The organism is Rhodococcus spongiicola, from assembly GCF_004011835.1.
Lineage (GTDB): Bacteria > Actinomycetota > Actinomycetes > Mycobacteriales > Mycobacteriaceae > Prescottella > Prescottella spongiicola.
The window spans coordinates 24,715-39,671 of record NZ_RKLN01000001.1; the positions used below are offsets into that span (position 1 = coordinate 24,715).

General features: G+C 67.2%; 11 protein-coding genes and 1 tRNA gene. 6 read left to right on the forward strand and 6 right to left on the reverse strand.

Annotation, left to right across the window (positions count from 1 at the left end; genetic code table 11):
- The first annotated feature begins 157 nt into the window (after positions 1-157).
- From EF834_RS00125 to EF834_RS00135, 3 genes are all read left to right on the forward strand, one after another.
- Positions 158-1,030: a DUF3105 domain-containing protein gene (locus EF834_RS00125; RefSeq protein ID WP_127944234.1), complete on the forward strand. Its 873-nt coding sequence runs from the start codon at positions 158-160 to the stop codon at positions 1,028-1,030.
- Positions 1,031-1,038: 8 nt separating this feature from the next.
- Positions 1,039-1,773: a DUF305 domain-containing protein gene (locus tag EF834_RS00130; protein WP_127944237.1), complete on the forward strand. Its 735-nt coding sequence runs from the start codon at positions 1,039-1,041 to the stop codon at positions 1,771-1,773.
- A gap of 261 nt (positions 1,774-2,034) precedes the next feature.
- Positions 2,035-2,107 (forward strand) — tRNA-Arg (locus EF834_RS00135).
- A gap of 64 nt (positions 2,108-2,171) precedes the next feature.
- On the opposite strand, the gene EF834_RS00140 is transcribed toward EF834_RS00135, so the two are convergent.
- Both EF834_RS00140 and EF834_RS00145 read right to left on the reverse strand, forming a co-directional pair.
- Positions 2,172-3,437, reverse strand: coding sequence for a hypothetical protein (locus EF834_RS00140; RefSeq protein ID WP_127944240.1), 1,266 nt, complete (start codon positions 3,435-3,437; stop codon positions 2,172-2,174).
- Between the two features lie 46 nt (positions 3,438-3,483).
- Complete coding sequence (locus EF834_RS00145; RefSeq protein ID WP_127944243.1) at positions 3,484-4,509, reverse strand: TIGR03617 family F420-dependent LLM class oxidoreductase; 1,026 nt, start codon at positions 4,507-4,509, stop codon at positions 3,484-3,486.
- A 90-nt stretch (positions 4,510-4,599) separates the two neighbouring features.
- Here EF834_RS00145 and EF834_RS00150 point away from each other — a divergent pair, with 90 nt between their 5' ends.
- Entirely contained in the window at positions 4,600-7,905 is a 3,306-nt protein-coding gene (locus EF834_RS00150) for an arabinosyltransferase domain-containing protein (RefSeq protein ID WP_456238936.1), read from the forward strand.
- Between the two features lie 24 nt (positions 7,906-7,929).
- Here EF834_RS00150 and EF834_RS00155 read toward each other — a convergent pair whose 3' ends face one another.
- From EF834_RS00155 to EF834_RS00170, 4 genes are all read right to left on the reverse strand, one after another.
- A complete protein-coding gene (locus tag EF834_RS00155) occupies positions 7,930-9,048 on the reverse strand; it encodes a 3'(2'),5'-bisphosphate nucleotidase CysQ (RefSeq protein ID WP_127944246.1) in 1,119 nt (372 codons plus the stop codon).
- Positions 9,045-10,898, reverse strand: a complete 1,854-nt coding sequence (gene cysC / locus EF834_RS00160) for an adenylyl-sulfate kinase (RefSeq protein WP_127944248.1) — start codon at positions 10,896-10,898, stop codon at positions 9,045-9,047. Before cysC ends, EF834_RS00155 begins: the two co-directional genes overlap by 4 nt.
- Positions 10,898-11,854: a sulfate adenylyltransferase subunit CysD gene (gene cysD, locus EF834_RS00165; protein WP_127944251.1), complete on the reverse strand. Its 957-nt coding sequence runs from the start codon at positions 11,852-11,854 to the stop codon at positions 10,898-10,900. Before cysD ends, cysC begins: the two co-directional genes overlap by 1 nt.
- A 116-nt stretch (positions 11,855-11,970) precedes the next feature.
- The gene (locus tag EF834_RS00170; protein WP_127944254.1) at positions 11,971-12,906 is read right to left on the reverse strand and encodes an IclR family transcriptional regulator; all 936 of its coding nucleotides are present in this window, start codon (positions 12,904-12,906) and stop codon (positions 11,971-11,973) included.
- Between the two features lie 91 nt (positions 12,907-12,997).
- On the opposite strand from EF834_RS00170, the gene EF834_RS00175 reads away from it, so the two are divergent.
- Together EF834_RS00175 and EF834_RS00180 are read left to right on the forward strand one after the other, a co-directional pair.
- Positions 12,998-14,164, forward strand: a complete 1,167-nt coding sequence (locus tag EF834_RS00175) for a hypothetical protein (RefSeq protein WP_127944256.1) — start codon at positions 12,998-13,000, stop codon at positions 14,162-14,164.
- A 4-nt stretch (positions 14,165-14,168) separates the two neighbouring features.
- Positions 14,169-14,951: an SDR family oxidoreductase gene (locus tag EF834_RS00180; protein ID WP_127944259.1), complete on the forward strand. Its 783-nt coding sequence runs from the start codon at positions 14,169-14,171 to the stop codon at positions 14,949-14,951.
- Positions 14,952-14,957 lie beyond the last annotated feature (6 nt).

The window sequence follows — 14,957 nt, forward strand, 5'->3', positions numbered from 1 at the left end:
TATCGCAGGGGCGGATAACCAGTGTCAATAACTGGTATGGCCCTCTCAAAGGTTCCGCTCAGGGTCGATACGTACAGTGTGATGGATCCCGAGGGAGCTTGGAGGCTCGTTATCCCCTCGGGGACGCCCTGTCCAATCACCGAAAGAGCACTCATCGATGCCTAGCGGTTCGGAAAATCGTGGTTCCGGCTCCAAGAAAACCGGGGCCAAGTCAGCGAAGGCGATCAAGGCAGCCCGGAAGCAAGGCGGCGTACCCAACACCAAGCGTGGAGGTGGCGCAACCCGTCAGGTTCCATGGCTGACGGTCGGCGCCGTCGGCGCCGTCGTTGCACTCATCGCCGTCCTCGCCGTCGGCCTGTGGCCGAAGTACCTGGCCAAGAAGGAGGCCGACAAGTTCGCACCGACGGCGTCCAACCAGGATCCGTCGATGGCGATCGACGGTGTGGTCAAGATCGACTACCCCGCCGGCCAGCACGTCGGGTCCATCCAGCGAGTCGCGTACGACCAGTCGCCTCCGTTCGGCGGCCCGCACGATGCCGTCTGGGCCACCTGCACCGGCAATGTCTACCCCGACGCGCTTCGGTCCGAGAACGCCGTTCATTCACTCGAGCACGGTGCAGTCTGGATCACCTACAACCCCGACAACATCGGTGACGAACAGCGCGAGAAGCTCGCCGACCGCGTCGAAAGCGGGAGTGGCTATTTGCTGATGTCGCCATACCCGGGCCTGGACACGCCCATCTCGCTGCAGTCGTGGGGCCACCAGCTCAAGCTCGACGACGCCGACGACCCGCGCATCGACCAGTTCATCACCGCGCTGCGCCTGAACCGGTACATGTATCCCGAGCCCGGAGCGACCTGCGCGACCATTCCGGATTCGTTCGATCCCAACAACCCGCCGCCGTTCGATCCGAGTGCACCCGGACCCGATGCCGTCCCGATGAGCGACAGCGGCATCGCGCCCGACAACAGCACCGACATGCAGGTCCCGGCGGGGACCGACCAGCCCGGCGTCGGCGCAAACGAGTGACCGGCGCTATGGCGGACATCGAGCCGGAAACCGACGGCAAGGAGACGTCGCACAAGCGCAGCCAGCGCACGGCCCTCATGATCACCGGGCTCGTCGGGGTCCTGGCCATCGGTTTCGCGCTGGGGTTCCTCGTGCGTCTTCCGTTCGATGACACCTCGACGCCGACGCCGGCCGCGGACTCGGTGGATGTCGGGTTCTCGCAGGACATGACCGTTCACCACGTGCAGGCTGTCGAGATGGCGACGATCGCCCTGACCAAGTCGGACGACGCGGCCGTGAAGACCCTCGCCTACGACATCCTGACCAGTCAGTCCGACCAAATCGGACAGATGCAGGGTTGGCTGGCGTTGTGGGACAAGGCGCCGCGGCCGACCAGTGAATACATGACCTGGATGTCGGAAGGTGGCGCCGAGAGCATGCATGGTGGTCACGGTCAGGCGGCATCGGACAGTACCGCCGAGCCAGCGACGAACGGCGACCGTGCGATGCCGGGCATGGCGACCCCAGCCGAGATGACCGCGCTGGGTCAGGCGTCCGGCCCGGAACTGGACGTGATGTTCCTCCAGCTCATGCTGCGTCACCATCAGGGCGGACTGCCGATGGGCGAGTATGCCGAGCAGTATGCCAACGCTCCAGTCGTCCGCAATCTGGCGAAGAAGATGGTGGACATGCAAACCGGTGAGGCAAATCTGATGACGGACATGCTCGCGGAGCGGAATGCGGAACCGCTGCCGCTGAACTGATCGTTCCGTTCGCGAAGTCCAAACCGGGCGGCACACCCTCGAGGTGGGCCGCCCGGTCTCGTCTCCTCGCTGTTATGGGGCCGACCTGGAAAGCCCTATCTACCAACAGATGTGGATGTTCGCCGGCGCCGTGCTGAACCCTCTCCCGCCACGGCACGGAAGGCGGTTGTGAACTGAGTAGATGGCCGCCGCTGTCCAGGCGCCGTGCGGTGATGGGTGGCAAAGGTCCCCGCGCACGTGTGTTACTGTTTTCTCCGCCCCGCCCTCGTAGCTCAGGGGATAGAGCGCTTGCCTCCGGAGCAAGAAGTCGCAGGTTCGAATCCTGCCGAGGGCACACGGAAGGCCCCCTCCCTCGGGAGTGGGGCCTTCGCCCGTTTCAGCGCCGTGCCGAGTCGACCTCAGCGCAACCCTGAGCGCAGATCCAGTCCCCACGCCCCCACACCGCACACGACGACGACCGCGACGGAGACCACCGCGGCTCCTGTCGGAACGGCCTCGGGCCAGTGGAAAAGGGGTGCGGGCGCGTAGTCCCCGTACCTCGATCCCGTCACCCAGGCGGCGGACACGGCCGCCGGGATCGCGATCGTGAACGGCAGCGACAGCCCGACGGTCGAGGCCGGCGCCGACGTCGGCAGACACGAACTCACGACGAAAGCCGCCGCAGCCGGCAGCACGAATATGAATCCGACCACGGGAACGGCGTCCCAAGGCTCCTGCGTGAGGAGAACTGCCGCGGCGACAAGAGCCAGCAGACCGAACCCGAGCATTGGCATCGGAAATCGAAGACCCAGTGCGGTTCCCGCGGCTATCAATGCCGCTGAGATGGCCAGGATCCACGGCTCGGTGGTGGACGACGGCGCCCCGCCAAGTGCAGCGGCGAGAACCGCGGTGCCAGCGAACAGGATTCGGCCGTCAGGGCCGGGCAGCCTCCACGCGCTCCACGCGACGACGGCGACGACCACCGCGGCATAGACGAACCACGCCGTCGGGGGTGCGCCCCCGTCGACGAGGAGCCAGTTCACTGCGAAGGCCACGACGGGCAGCGCCGCGACCAAAAGGAGAAGGCGCCGGTCGAGTCTCGTCGTCCACGACGTCCGACGATCGAGGAGCGATCCAACTATCACCAGCACGGCGGTCGTGATCGGGATCCACGACGGTAGGACGGCCCCAGGATCCCACTCCGTCAACGAGGCGTAGGCGGTCCATCCCCTGGCCTCAGACCAGTACCGCTGTCCTTCGACAGCCTCGGCCAGCATGAAGGCGCCGATCATTCCCGCAGCAAGGGACGCCTGCGCGCTCAGCTGCCGGGAGGCCAGCGGTGCCGCCGCACCGAGAACCAGCCCGGCAGCAACGGCATTGGAGTACATGAACACCGCAGAATCGGCCGGGTAGCGAATCAGTTCGGGCAGTGCCAGCAGCATCGGTCCCGCGGCCCCGACCACGGTGGTCAGGGCGATCGACCGTCGGCGAGCCAGCGCGCTCGTCACGGCGACGGCTATCACCGCGGCGCACGCGACACCGGCGCCGTCGGCAGCGAGGATCGCCGGCAAGTTACTGGTGGCGTCCCGAGCGTCCGACCCCAACGGCGACCACAGCACCCAGCCGGCGAGCACACCGCTGAGCAGCGCGACGACGGCTCCCACGGCACGAGCGAGACGGACCACGCTTCGTTCCTCTCTTTGTTCGGTCTACCTCTTCTTTTTCTTTGTTCTACGAGGCCTGCAACTCCGCGACGACGTCGGCCATCCTCCGGTCCAACTCGGGATTCTCGGGCAACGCCAACGTGACCGTCCTCGCAACGCCGTCGAGCCGACGCCGAACCGCGTCTGCGAGGGTGTCGTAGCGCGCCGTCGGGACGATCTCGCCGAGCACCTCGTCGGTGACGACGTCGCGCAAACGATCCCACTCGTCGCGGCGGACCAGCTCGGCCAACTGCTCCTGCAGTCCCGTGAATCCGTTCCGTTCCAACGCCCCTCGGTAGGCCGGGGTCGAATACAGGAAACCGAAGAGTCGGCGGCGACGTTCACGCTCCGCGGCGACGTCCGCGTCGGTCGCTCCGGTGATCACCTGCAGTCCCGCGACGATGTCGAAGTGCTCGAGCGAGCGCCCCCTCGTCGAAGCTCCCTCGGCCAGTGCGGGTAGGCATTCGTCGACGAGGTAGCGCGGATCGGAGTTGGTGGGGTGTGTGATCAGACCGTCGGCCACCTCCCCGGCAACGCGGAGCATGCGCTGTCCCACCCCGCCGAGGTAGATCGGCGGGATCGCGGTGTCGGCATCGGGTCCGGGGTTGAAGTACGGCTGCATCCGGGTGAACCGGTATCGATTCCCCTCGTACGCGACGAGTTCACCGGTGCGGAAGGTTGCGAACGCCGAGCGGACCACGCCGACGTACTCGCGCATGCGGGCTGCGGGCGCGGACCACTCCATGGCATACCGCTCCTCGATGTTCTGTCGGATCTGACTGCCGAGCCCGAGGTGGAACCGCCCGCCCGACATCTTCGACAGGTCCCATGCCGCGTAGGCGGTCAGCAAGGGGCTGCGGACGAATGCCAATGCCACCGAGGTGCGTACGACGATCCGGTCGGTCGACTGCAGCGCAAGCAAGGCGAGAAGGAACGGATCATGGACGGTTTCGGACACATGCAACCCGTCGTATCCGGCGGCCTCAGCCCGGCGCGCGAAATCAGCGACCGCGGAGGGATCGATGGCGGGATCGGTTCCGGTGTAGACCTGCATCCGTCCGTTCTACCCGGCGAATCGCCAGATCGCGTGGCGGCACGGGGGGTACGGCCGTACGACATGTGACTGTCGATACCATCGCTTCTCGTGGTCGACAGCATGGTGGGGACGGAGCAAGTATCCGCGAAGGTGCCGCCGAGACGCCCGAGAACCCCACGCACCACATGGTGGGGGCTTCGTCAGGCACGCCTGATCGCGATAGTCGCGGCACTGATCGGTGTCATTTCGGCGCTGGCTATCCCATTACTGCCGGTCAACCAGCAGCAGGCGTCCCTGTCGTGGCCGCAGAACGGCGTCACGACGAGTGTCGAGGCGCCGTTGGTGTCGTATGCACCGCTGACGTTCGATGCCCGTATCCCCTGCGCGACGGCGCGAGGGCTCGAGGCGGGTGGTTCTGTCGCCGCCACCATGCCTTCGGGCGCACCGGGTGCCGAGCGGTACGGGTTCGTCGCGAAGACCTTGGCGGCGTCCGGGGATTCGCCCGCTCGCCTCGACGTGATCCTCCGCGACACCGCGCTGCTGTCTGTTCCGCTGTCGGAGCTGACAGGGCCGGAGTGCGCAGTGACGATCGCATCCGACGCGACGCGCACCACCGCGGCCGTCACCGGCTCTGCGATGGCCGAGTCGATTCCGACGAAAACACTGGACGGCGACTTCCGTCCGCAGATGGTCGGTGTCTTCAGCGACCTTGGCGGTGCGGCCCCATCCGGCCTGCAAGTGGCCGCCGAGTTGGATTCGCGGTTCTCGTCCTCGCCGACGCTCGTCAAAGTGGTCGCGATGATCACCGCGGTGCTGGCGACGCTCGCGAGTCTCGTTGCTCTGCACCGTCTCGACTGCACCGACGGCCGCCGCGCCCGACGGTTCTTGCCGGCCCGCTGGTGGCGTTTCGGGGTCACCGACGCCGTCGTCATCGGCACGCTCGTACTGTGGCACTTCATCGGTGCGACCACCGCCGACGACGGGTATCAATACACGATGGCGCGGTCGGCACAGTCGTCCGGCTACATGTCGAACTACTTCCGCTACTTCGGGGTCCCCGAGACCCCGTTCGGCACGCCGTACTACTACATCTTCGGTCTGCTCGACGACATCTGGAACGCCAGCCCTTGGGTACGCCTTCCGTCCCTACTCGCGGGTGTCGTGACGTGGATGGTGCTCAGCCGGGAGGTAGTCCCTCGCCTGGGGATCGCGGCGCGAACGAGTCGTGTGGCGCTGTGGACGGGCGCCTTCGGGTTCCTCGCCGTGTGGCTGCCGTACAACAACGGCCTGCGTCCTGAACCGATTGTCGCCGCGGGCGTGTTGCTCACGTGGTGCTCGATCGAACGGGCGATCGCAACCCGGCGCCTTCTTCCAGCCGCCGTCGCCATCCTCGTCGCCGCCGCGACGCTCTCGGTGGGCCCGTCCGGCATCATCTGTTTCGCGGCTTTGCTCGCCGGAGCGCGGCCCCTGTTGCGCATCGTCGTCGCTCGCGCGAAAACCATGGGCTACGCAGCACTGTTGCTACCGCTCGTCGCGTCCGGGACCGTGATTCTCGTCGCGGTGTTCGCCGATCAACCACTCGCGGTCGTCCCGGTCATGCAGGAAGCGCATGCCGTCGCGCTGCCGAACGAGAAGTGGTTCACCGAGTTTCTGAGATATCAGTGGCTGCTCAACTACTCACCCGACGGCTCCCTCGCTCGACGCTTCGGCATATTCACGATGTTCCTCGGCATCGCGGTCGCGACGCTCGCGATCCTGCGCAAGGGCGGAAGGATCCCCGGAACCGCAGCCGGTCCGTCGCGGCGGATCGTCGGCATCACGCTCGGCGCCGTCGCCCTGATGATGTTCACGCCGACCAAGTGGACGCATCATCTGGGCGTCTTCGCCGGGCTCGCCGGTGCACTCGCGGTGCTCACCGCGCTTGCCGTGGGCACCGCCGTCCTGCGTTCCCCGCGCAACCGCGCACTGTTCGCGGCGGCCGTGTCGTTCGTCCTGGCCATGTCGTTCACCGGGACCAACGGCTGGTGGTACGTGTCGTATTTCAGCGTGCCGTGGTGGGACAAGCCGCCGTCGATCGCCGGCACAGGGGTGGGCACCATGTTCTTCGGTGCCACCCTGGCGATGCTCGCGGTCGCGGCGTGGTGCCATCTCCGCGAGTCCGCGGTTCCCCGAACGGGTTCGCGTGCCCGGTGGATCTGGGCCATGCCACCCCTCACGATCGCCGCCGCCGCGATGGTGCTGTTTCAAGTGCTTTCACTCGCGAAGGGCGCGATCACGCAGTATCCAGCGTTCTCGCTGGCACGATCGAACATCGACGCACTGCGCGGCCAGAACTGCGGACTCGCCAACGACGTTCTGCTCGAGGTGGATCCCAATCTGTCCATGCTGCGACCGATTTCGGGGAACGCCGCGGCGGCACTCGCAGGAGAAACATCGACGGGCTTCACACCGAACGGTGTCGCCACCGATCTCAGTGCCGACGCGGACACGGCCACGACCGGCGCGGCGAATCTCGTCGACTCCGACGCTGAAGCAACCCCGGCCGACGCCTCCGCCGGTACGGGTGGCGGGGAAGGTGCGATCGGTGTCAACGGCAGCACGGTCGCGCTGCCGTACGGGCTCGATCCGGCGACCACCCCGGTGCTCGGCTCCTACCGTCGGGGTGAACAGGTCGCATCGACGTTGACGAGCGGGTGGTACGGCCTGCCCGCTGTCGGTTCCGACGGCACACGGGGTGACCTCATCTCGATCGCGGTGGCCGGCCGGATCCGGTCGGTCGATTCCGACGGCGTCGTCACGCCCGGACAGAACCTCGACATCGAATACGGGCACCGGCAGCCGGACGGATCGGTGACGGTGCTCGGCCGGGCGGCCCCGCTCGACATCGGCCCGGCGCCGTCATGGCGCAATCTGCGGGTGCCGCTCGACCAGTTGCCGGTCGAGGCCGACGCTGTCCGTCTGGTGGCCTCCGACGACGACCGCGACCCCGACCAGTGGCTGGCTGTCACTCCCCCACGGGTCCCGCGCACACAGACGTTGAACGACGTCGTCGGGTCGGACACCCCGGTGCTCGCGGACTGGGCAGTGGGACTCCAGTTCCCGTGTCAGCAACCGTTCTCCCACCTCGACGGTGTCGCGGAGGTGCCGCAGTACCGCATCCTCCCTGACCGTGGCGGCGCCGTCTCGACGAACAAGTGGCAGGACCATTTCGGCGGTGGCCCGCTCGGGTGGACCGACCAACTGCTGACCGCACGAACGATCCCGTCGTATCTGAATCACGACTGGCGACGCGACTGGGGACAGATCGAACAGTTCACCCAGCGAGACGAGACCGCGGCGCCGGCGCAGATCGCCACCGTGACCGAGCGTCGCTCGGGCCTGTGGAATCCAGGCCCGATGGCGCTGAACTTCTGACAGGTCCCGAAGTGCGCTCGTCCCCTACGGGCGCGGCTCGATGATCGCCGTGATCGCATCGATCTCGGCGCTGGGGATCGAGAAGTGTTCGGTGATCGCGACGGTGATGGTCTCGCGCCCACTGGTCATGTCGAGCAGGAATCGGGCGACGACGTCGGCACCCCACTCGCGGAACTCGAGGTCCCGGATGCCGCTGATCGGCCGGTACTGTTCGCCCGTTTCGAGCAGCGAACGGATCTCGTCGCCGGAATCGCCTGTACGCTTTCCGTTCTCGTAACGATGACAATGTCGCGCGAGGCGGACCTTGCTCGCGTCGTGGGTGACGAGCGAGTCGATGTACTCTCGCGCCATCGCCACGCGCGGGCTGTCCTGCGGGGCCGCGTCGGTCAGGTCGGCGATGCCGGCCAGCATGGAAACTGCCAGGTCACGCCGACAGATCAGGAGGTCCGGCAGGTACGGGTGCTCCTCGTTGTAGCGCAGCGGGGTGCCGTCGATCCGCGAGCAGTGCAGACCCGCCGCGAGTGCCACCCCGACCGGGGCGGCCGAGTCCCACTCCCACTGTCCGCCGGCGTGCACATAGGCGTCGGCGTCACCGCGGACGACGGCCATCGCCTTCGCGCCGGCGGACCCCATGGGCGCGACGTCGCCGCCGACCCGCTGCGCGAGGGCGTCGACGAACGCCGGAGGCCTGCTGTCGCTGACCAGGATTCGAGGACGCGGCCGGTCCGATGCCACCGCCCGAGTGCGTCCGCTGACGTACACCTCGCCGAGCGCGGGCTGCGCGACAGCGGCGGCGGTGATGCCGCGGTCGCGTTCCCACAGCGCGACGTGCACGGCCCAGTCGACACGCCGGGCGAGACCGTACTCTCGGGAACCATCGAGCGGGTCGATGATCCACACGCGGCGGTTGTCCAGGCGTGCACGGTCGTCGGCGGACTCCTCGGACAGCACCGCGTCGCCGGGGCGGATGGCAGCCAGCCCCTCGAGCAGAAGGGTGTTGGCCGCCTTGTCACCGCGGCGGCCCAGTTCCTTCGCGGCGGCCTTGTCCAGCGGGGTCTCCCCCAGTTCACGGGACCGCAGCTCGAGTAGCAGGTTCCCCGCGCGGGCGGCGAGATCGGCGGCGAGTTCTGCGTCGGTGGTCACAGCTCCAGATACTCCATGATCTTGGCTGCCTGCGCGACGGGGTCGCCGTCCTCGGGCCGCAAAACGATCTCGGCGTTCCGGGGTACCTCGTACGGGTCATCGACACCGGTAAACCCGGTGATCTCCCCGGCACGGGCCTTGGTATACATGCCCTTGGGGTCCCGGGCCTCGCACTGCTCGATCGGGGTATCGACGAACACCTCGACGAACGGCAGGCCCGCCTCCCGGTGCAGACGGCGCACGCGTTCGCGGTCCTCTCGATACGGGCTGATGAGCGAGGCGACCGCGACGAGGCCGGCGTCCGCCAACAGTTGCGCCACGGCGCCGACACGCCGGACGTTCTCCGCGCGATCGGCCGCACTGAACCCCAGGTCCGCGTTGAGCCCGTGTCGCAGGTTGTCGCCGTCGAGCCGGTAGGCCGGTACTCCCGCCGCGACCAGTCGCCGCTCCAATTCGACGGCGACGGTGGACTTTCCAGAAGCCGACAGGCCTGTGAGCCACACCGTCGCTCCACGCGTGGCGCGCTCGTCGCGGGACAGCGCGGCCGAGTGCCACACCACCTTCGATTCCTTGAGGGTGGGGCCGGTGATCATGCCGGCGGCAACGGTGTTGCCCGTGGTGTCGTCGACCAGAATGAAGCTGCCGGTGACACGGTTGCGCCGGTACGGGTCGAACAGCAGCGGCTGTTGGGTGCGCAGCTGAATACGTCCGATCTCGTTGAGATTCAACGACTGTGCGGACTCGTCGCGGTGCAGGGTATTGACGTCGAGGCGGTAGTCGAGCCGGACCACCCGTGCCTTGGTGGCCCTCGTGGTGTGCAGCACTGTGTAGCGCGCGTCCTCGCTCAGACTCGACTGCTCGGCAAGCCAGCAGATCATCGCGTCGACCTCTTGGCCGACGAGCGGTCGATTGTTAGGCCGGCACAGCGTGTCACCGCGTCCGACGTCGAGATCGTCGGCGAGTTGCAGGCACACCGCCGACGGTGCGAATGCCTCCCCGATCGGCTCGCCGCCCGGCCCCCAGATCGCGGAGATCGTCGAGGTGAACCCCGACGGCAGCGCGACGACCTCGTCACCGGGCTTGAAGACACCACTGGCGACGGTGCCCGCGTAGCCACGGAAATCGTGGAGGTCGGCGTCGGTCTGCTGCTGCGGGCGGACGACGTACTGGACCGGAAGCCGCGCATCGATGAGATTGCGATCGGAGGCGATGTGTACCTCCTCGAGGTGGTGCAGCAGCGACGACCCCTCGTACCAGGGCATGTTCTCGGTACGGCTGACGATGTTGTCGCCCTCGAGCGCCGACACCGGAATGAACGTCAGGTCGTGCACGTCCAGCTTGGTCGCGAACTGACCGAACTCGTCCTTGATCTGCTCGAAGCGTTCCTGCGACCAGTCGACGAGGTCCATCTTGTTGACACACAGCACGAGGTGTGGAATCCCGAGGAGGGTGGACAGGAACGCGTGCCTCCGGGTCTGCTCGAGCACCCCCTTGCGGGCGTCGACCAGGATCAGCGCAAGATCCGCGGTGGAGGCGCCGGTGACCATGTTGCGCGTGTACTGCTCGTGGCCGGGGGTGTCGGCGATGATGAACTTCCGTTGCGGGGTCGCGAAGTAGCGGTGCGCCACGTCGATCGTGATTCCCTGCTCCCGCTCGGCCCGGAGCCCGTCGGTGAGGAGCGCAAGATCGGTGTGCTCGGCTCCGCGTTCGCGGCTGCTGCGTTCGACGGCCTCGAGCTGGTCCTCGAAGATCGACTTCGAGTCGTACAGCAAGCGCCCGATCAGCGTGGACTTGCCGTCGTCGACGCTGCCCGCGGTCGCGACGCGGAGGAGTTGCCGGGTGTGCACCATCAGAAGTACCCCTCCTTCTTGCGGTCTTCCATGCCGGCCTCGGAGATCCGGTCGTCCGCGCGGGTCGCGCCGCGCTCGGTGATGCGGCTGGCCGCGACCTCGGTCACGACCTGCGCAGGGGTGGAGGCCGACGACTCGACACAGCCCGTGCACGTCGCGTCTCCGACAGTGCGGAAACGGACGAGCTCGTCGCGCGGTTCCTCACCCGGTAGCAGCGTCAGGAACCTCGTGTGCGCCAGTAGCATTCCGTCGCGTTCTACGACCGGGCGGCGGTGTGCGTAATAGATCGGCGGCAGGTCGATGTCCTCCTCGAGGATGTACTGCCAGATGTCGAGTTCGGTCCAGTTCGACAGCGGGAACACTCGGATGTGCTCCCCCTTGCGATGCCGGCCGTTGTAGAGATTCCACAGTTCGGGGCGCTGCGCGCGGGGGTCCCACTGACCGAACTCGTCACGGAAACTGAAGACCCGCTCCTTTGCGCGAGCCTTCTCCTCGTCGCGACGGGCTCCGCCGAACACGGCGTCGAACCGATTTTCACGGATTCCACGGAGCAGCGCATGGGTCTGCAGACGGTTGCGACTCGCTCGTGGTCCGGTCTCGTCGACCACGCGTCCGGCGGCGATGTCGTCCTCGACGCTCGCCACGACCAGCCGCAGGCCGAGGCGCCCCACGGTCCGGTCGCGAAACTCGATCACCTCGTCGAAGTTGTGTCCCGTGTCGACGTGCATCACTGGGAACGGCAGCGGTGCCGGCCAGAAGGCCTTCGCCGCGACGTGCAGCATCACCACCGAATCCTTGCCGCCCGAGAACAGCAGGACGGGGCGCTCGAAGGTCGCAGCGACCTCTCGGAAGATGTGGACCGCCTCGGCCTCGAGTGCCTGCAGATGGGACAACTCGTAGCCCGGCGGGGATGTCAACGGGGTCACTCGCGGCTCCTCGCGGATATGCCGGTACATTTTTGTACCGGTCCGGTTCACAGACCAGCTATGGGCCGAGAATAGAGCCGGGTCCTCCCTCCGGTCAATGGGCTACCTGTCGGGTCTGCTGCCGTGCGGGCTGGGCACCGTTCGGTCTAGTAGCGGACGGGCCGTCGCCCTCCGACCTCCGCGGTCACCGCATCCGCGGCCGCCACGAGCGCCTCACCGCGCCGGGCGATCTCGGTGCCGCTGATCGATGAGCCGACGTCGAGTGTCAGCACCAGCGATTGATGACCGTCGGCGTCGTAGCACGGGGCGGCGATCAGGCTCACCGGGTACTCGACATCGGCCTCCGTCTCACTGCCGAGGTAGACGCGGTCGCCTAGGCTCGAGACCATCTCGCCGATCAGTTCGCGTAGTTCCTCCGGCAGCTCCCGCCCGGCGACTCCTGCCATGAGAGAGAAGAGCTTGCGCCCGACAGGCGTGAGCCGCTCGACGAGGTACCCGACGCGGCGGCAATCGTCGACGACGCGCCCGAGCAGTTCCCGATCGAGCACGACCGGTAGGGCCGGCTCGCGGCGCAACCACGCCTCGAGGTCGTCGTCGCCGTCCCAGATCACGTACATCAGCCCCACCGGTGGAGCGAACGGGTACGCCTGCCCGACGCGGGCCGTGGTGCGACCCACCCTCATCCCTTGCGGGGCAACGGTCTCGAGAATCATGACCTGGTCACCCACGACCGCCGACGCTGTGCAGACCGCGTCGAACTCGGCCGCGAGCCGATCTAGTTGGCCGCGGGCGATCGGCCCGACGGCGAACCCGCGCTGCGCGGCCCGACCCGCCGCGATGAGCGCGGGCCCGAGTCCGTAGGTCTTCGAGGCCGGGTCTCGGGTGAGGTATCCGCCGGACACCAACTCGGACAGGATGCCCAGACAGGTCGGCTTGCTGATCGACAGTGCCCGCGCCAGTTCCGACAGTCCGAACCGTTGGACCTCACGCGCGACGAGGAAGTCGAGGACCTGCACCACTCGCTCGGTCGGCGGAGATCGACGCCCGCTCGGCTCAGCAGGCTCGGCAACCCCTGAAGTCATTGACCACTCCTTGAAACACGTTCTATCGTCGGACAACACCAGATCTACCACTCAGGTACATATTTGTACCTCTGGACCGAAGGAGCAAGGTGTGCTGACGGATCCACTCGCCGAGGCCATCGCCGAGGCCGAGACCCTCGTCAAAGAGGCCCCCCACATCCGGTCGGAGCAGGATCTCCTCGAGGGAATGCAGTACCTCGCGGGCGGCATTCTCGCGACCGTCCACGCGGCCTGGGCTACAGAGAAGACCCATCCGAGCTTCATCCAGGGCACCGGCCCGTTCATGAAGATGGGCCTCGACAACCCCGACACCCTGTACTTCGGCGCACGGATCAACGACGACGCGGAGTACATCGTGACCGGCACCCGGGGCACCACGGCCGACCTGAGCTTCCAGGTACTCAGCGGCAACTACACGAACGCGAACGTGCCCGGCAGCGAGATCGCCTTCGACGACCGGGAACTCCACATCGAGGACGACGGCACGTTCGTCGCGACGTTCGGCCCCGGGCCGGCGGAGGGACGCCGGAACCACTTCACGCTCGCGCCGGGGTCGAGCCAACTCGTGGTTCGCGAGGTCTACAGCGACTGGAGCCAGAAACGCGGCACCATCCGGATCGAGCGTGCCGACAGGATCGGCATCCCGGTGCCACCGCTCACGCAGGAGGAGACGGAGAAGCGATTCGCCCGAGCCGGCAAGGCGCTGGTCAGTCGCGTGAAGACGTGGCTGCAGTTCCCGCGGTGGTTCTACGACAACCTGCCGGTCAACACGATGACCGCGCCGCGGCTGACCCCGGGCGGCCTGGCGACGCAGTACTCGTCCGTGGGCCACTACGACCTCGCCGACGACGAGGCGATGATCATCACCGTCCCGAAATCCGATGCGCCGTATCAGGGTTTCCAACTCGGCAGCCTGTGGTACATCTCGCTCGACTACATCAACCACCAGACGTCGCTGAACAACGCGCAGGCTCAGGTCGATCCCGACGGGATGATCCGGATGGTCCTCAGCGAGCGGAACCCGGGCGTCACCAACTGGCTCGAAGCGCTCGGCCACCCGCGTGGTTACCTGCAGTTCCGGTGGCAGCGGACGTCCCGCGAATTCACCCCGGAGGACGGCCCGCGCGTCGAGGTGGTGAAGTTCGACGAGATCCCCGGGAAACTCCCGTTCCACGAACACAACAAGATCACGCCGGAGGACTTCGCTGCCCGCATCGCGCAGCGCCAGGCCGCCGTCGCCGACCGGATGATGGGGTAGAGCCATGACAAACCTGCTGCAGGACAAGGTGATCGTCGTCTCGGGCGTAGGTCCGGCGCTCGGCCGGACCCTGGCGCTGCGCTGCGCTGAGGCGGGCGCCGACCTGGTGCTGGCGGCACGCACCCAGGCCCGCCTGGACGAGGTCGCCAAGGAGGTCACCGACCTGGGCCGGCGCGCGGTGACGGTGTCGACCGACATCACCGACGATGCCTCGGCCGCGCATCTGCTGGCCGCCACCACGGACGCCTACGGCCGGGTCGACGGGCTGATCAACAACGCGTTCACGGTGCCATCCATGAAGCCGTTCGCCCGCACCGACTTCCAGCACATCCGGGACGCGATCGAGCTGACCGTGCTCGGGGCGCTGCGGCTGACCCAACTGTTCACCCCGGTCCTCGCGGAATCCAAGGGTGCGGTGGTGAACGTCAACTCGATGGTGCTGCGGCACTCCCAGGAACGCTACGGCAGCTACAAACTGGCCAAGTCGGCCCTGCTCGCGATGTCGCAGTCCCTGGCCACCGAACTCGGGCCGCAGGGCATCCGCGTCAACTCCGTTGCTCCCGGATACATCTGGGGTGAGACGTTGAAGAAGTACTTCGAGCACCAGGCGGAGAAGTACGGCATCACCGTCGAACAGATCTACGAGCACACCGCCGCGAACAGCGACCTGAAGCGACTGCCGACCACCGAGGAGATCGCCGACGCAGTGATCTTCCTCGCCTCGCCGATGGCGAGCGCGATCACCGGCCAGTGCCTCGATGTCAACTGCGGCGAGTTCCACCACTAGAGCGAG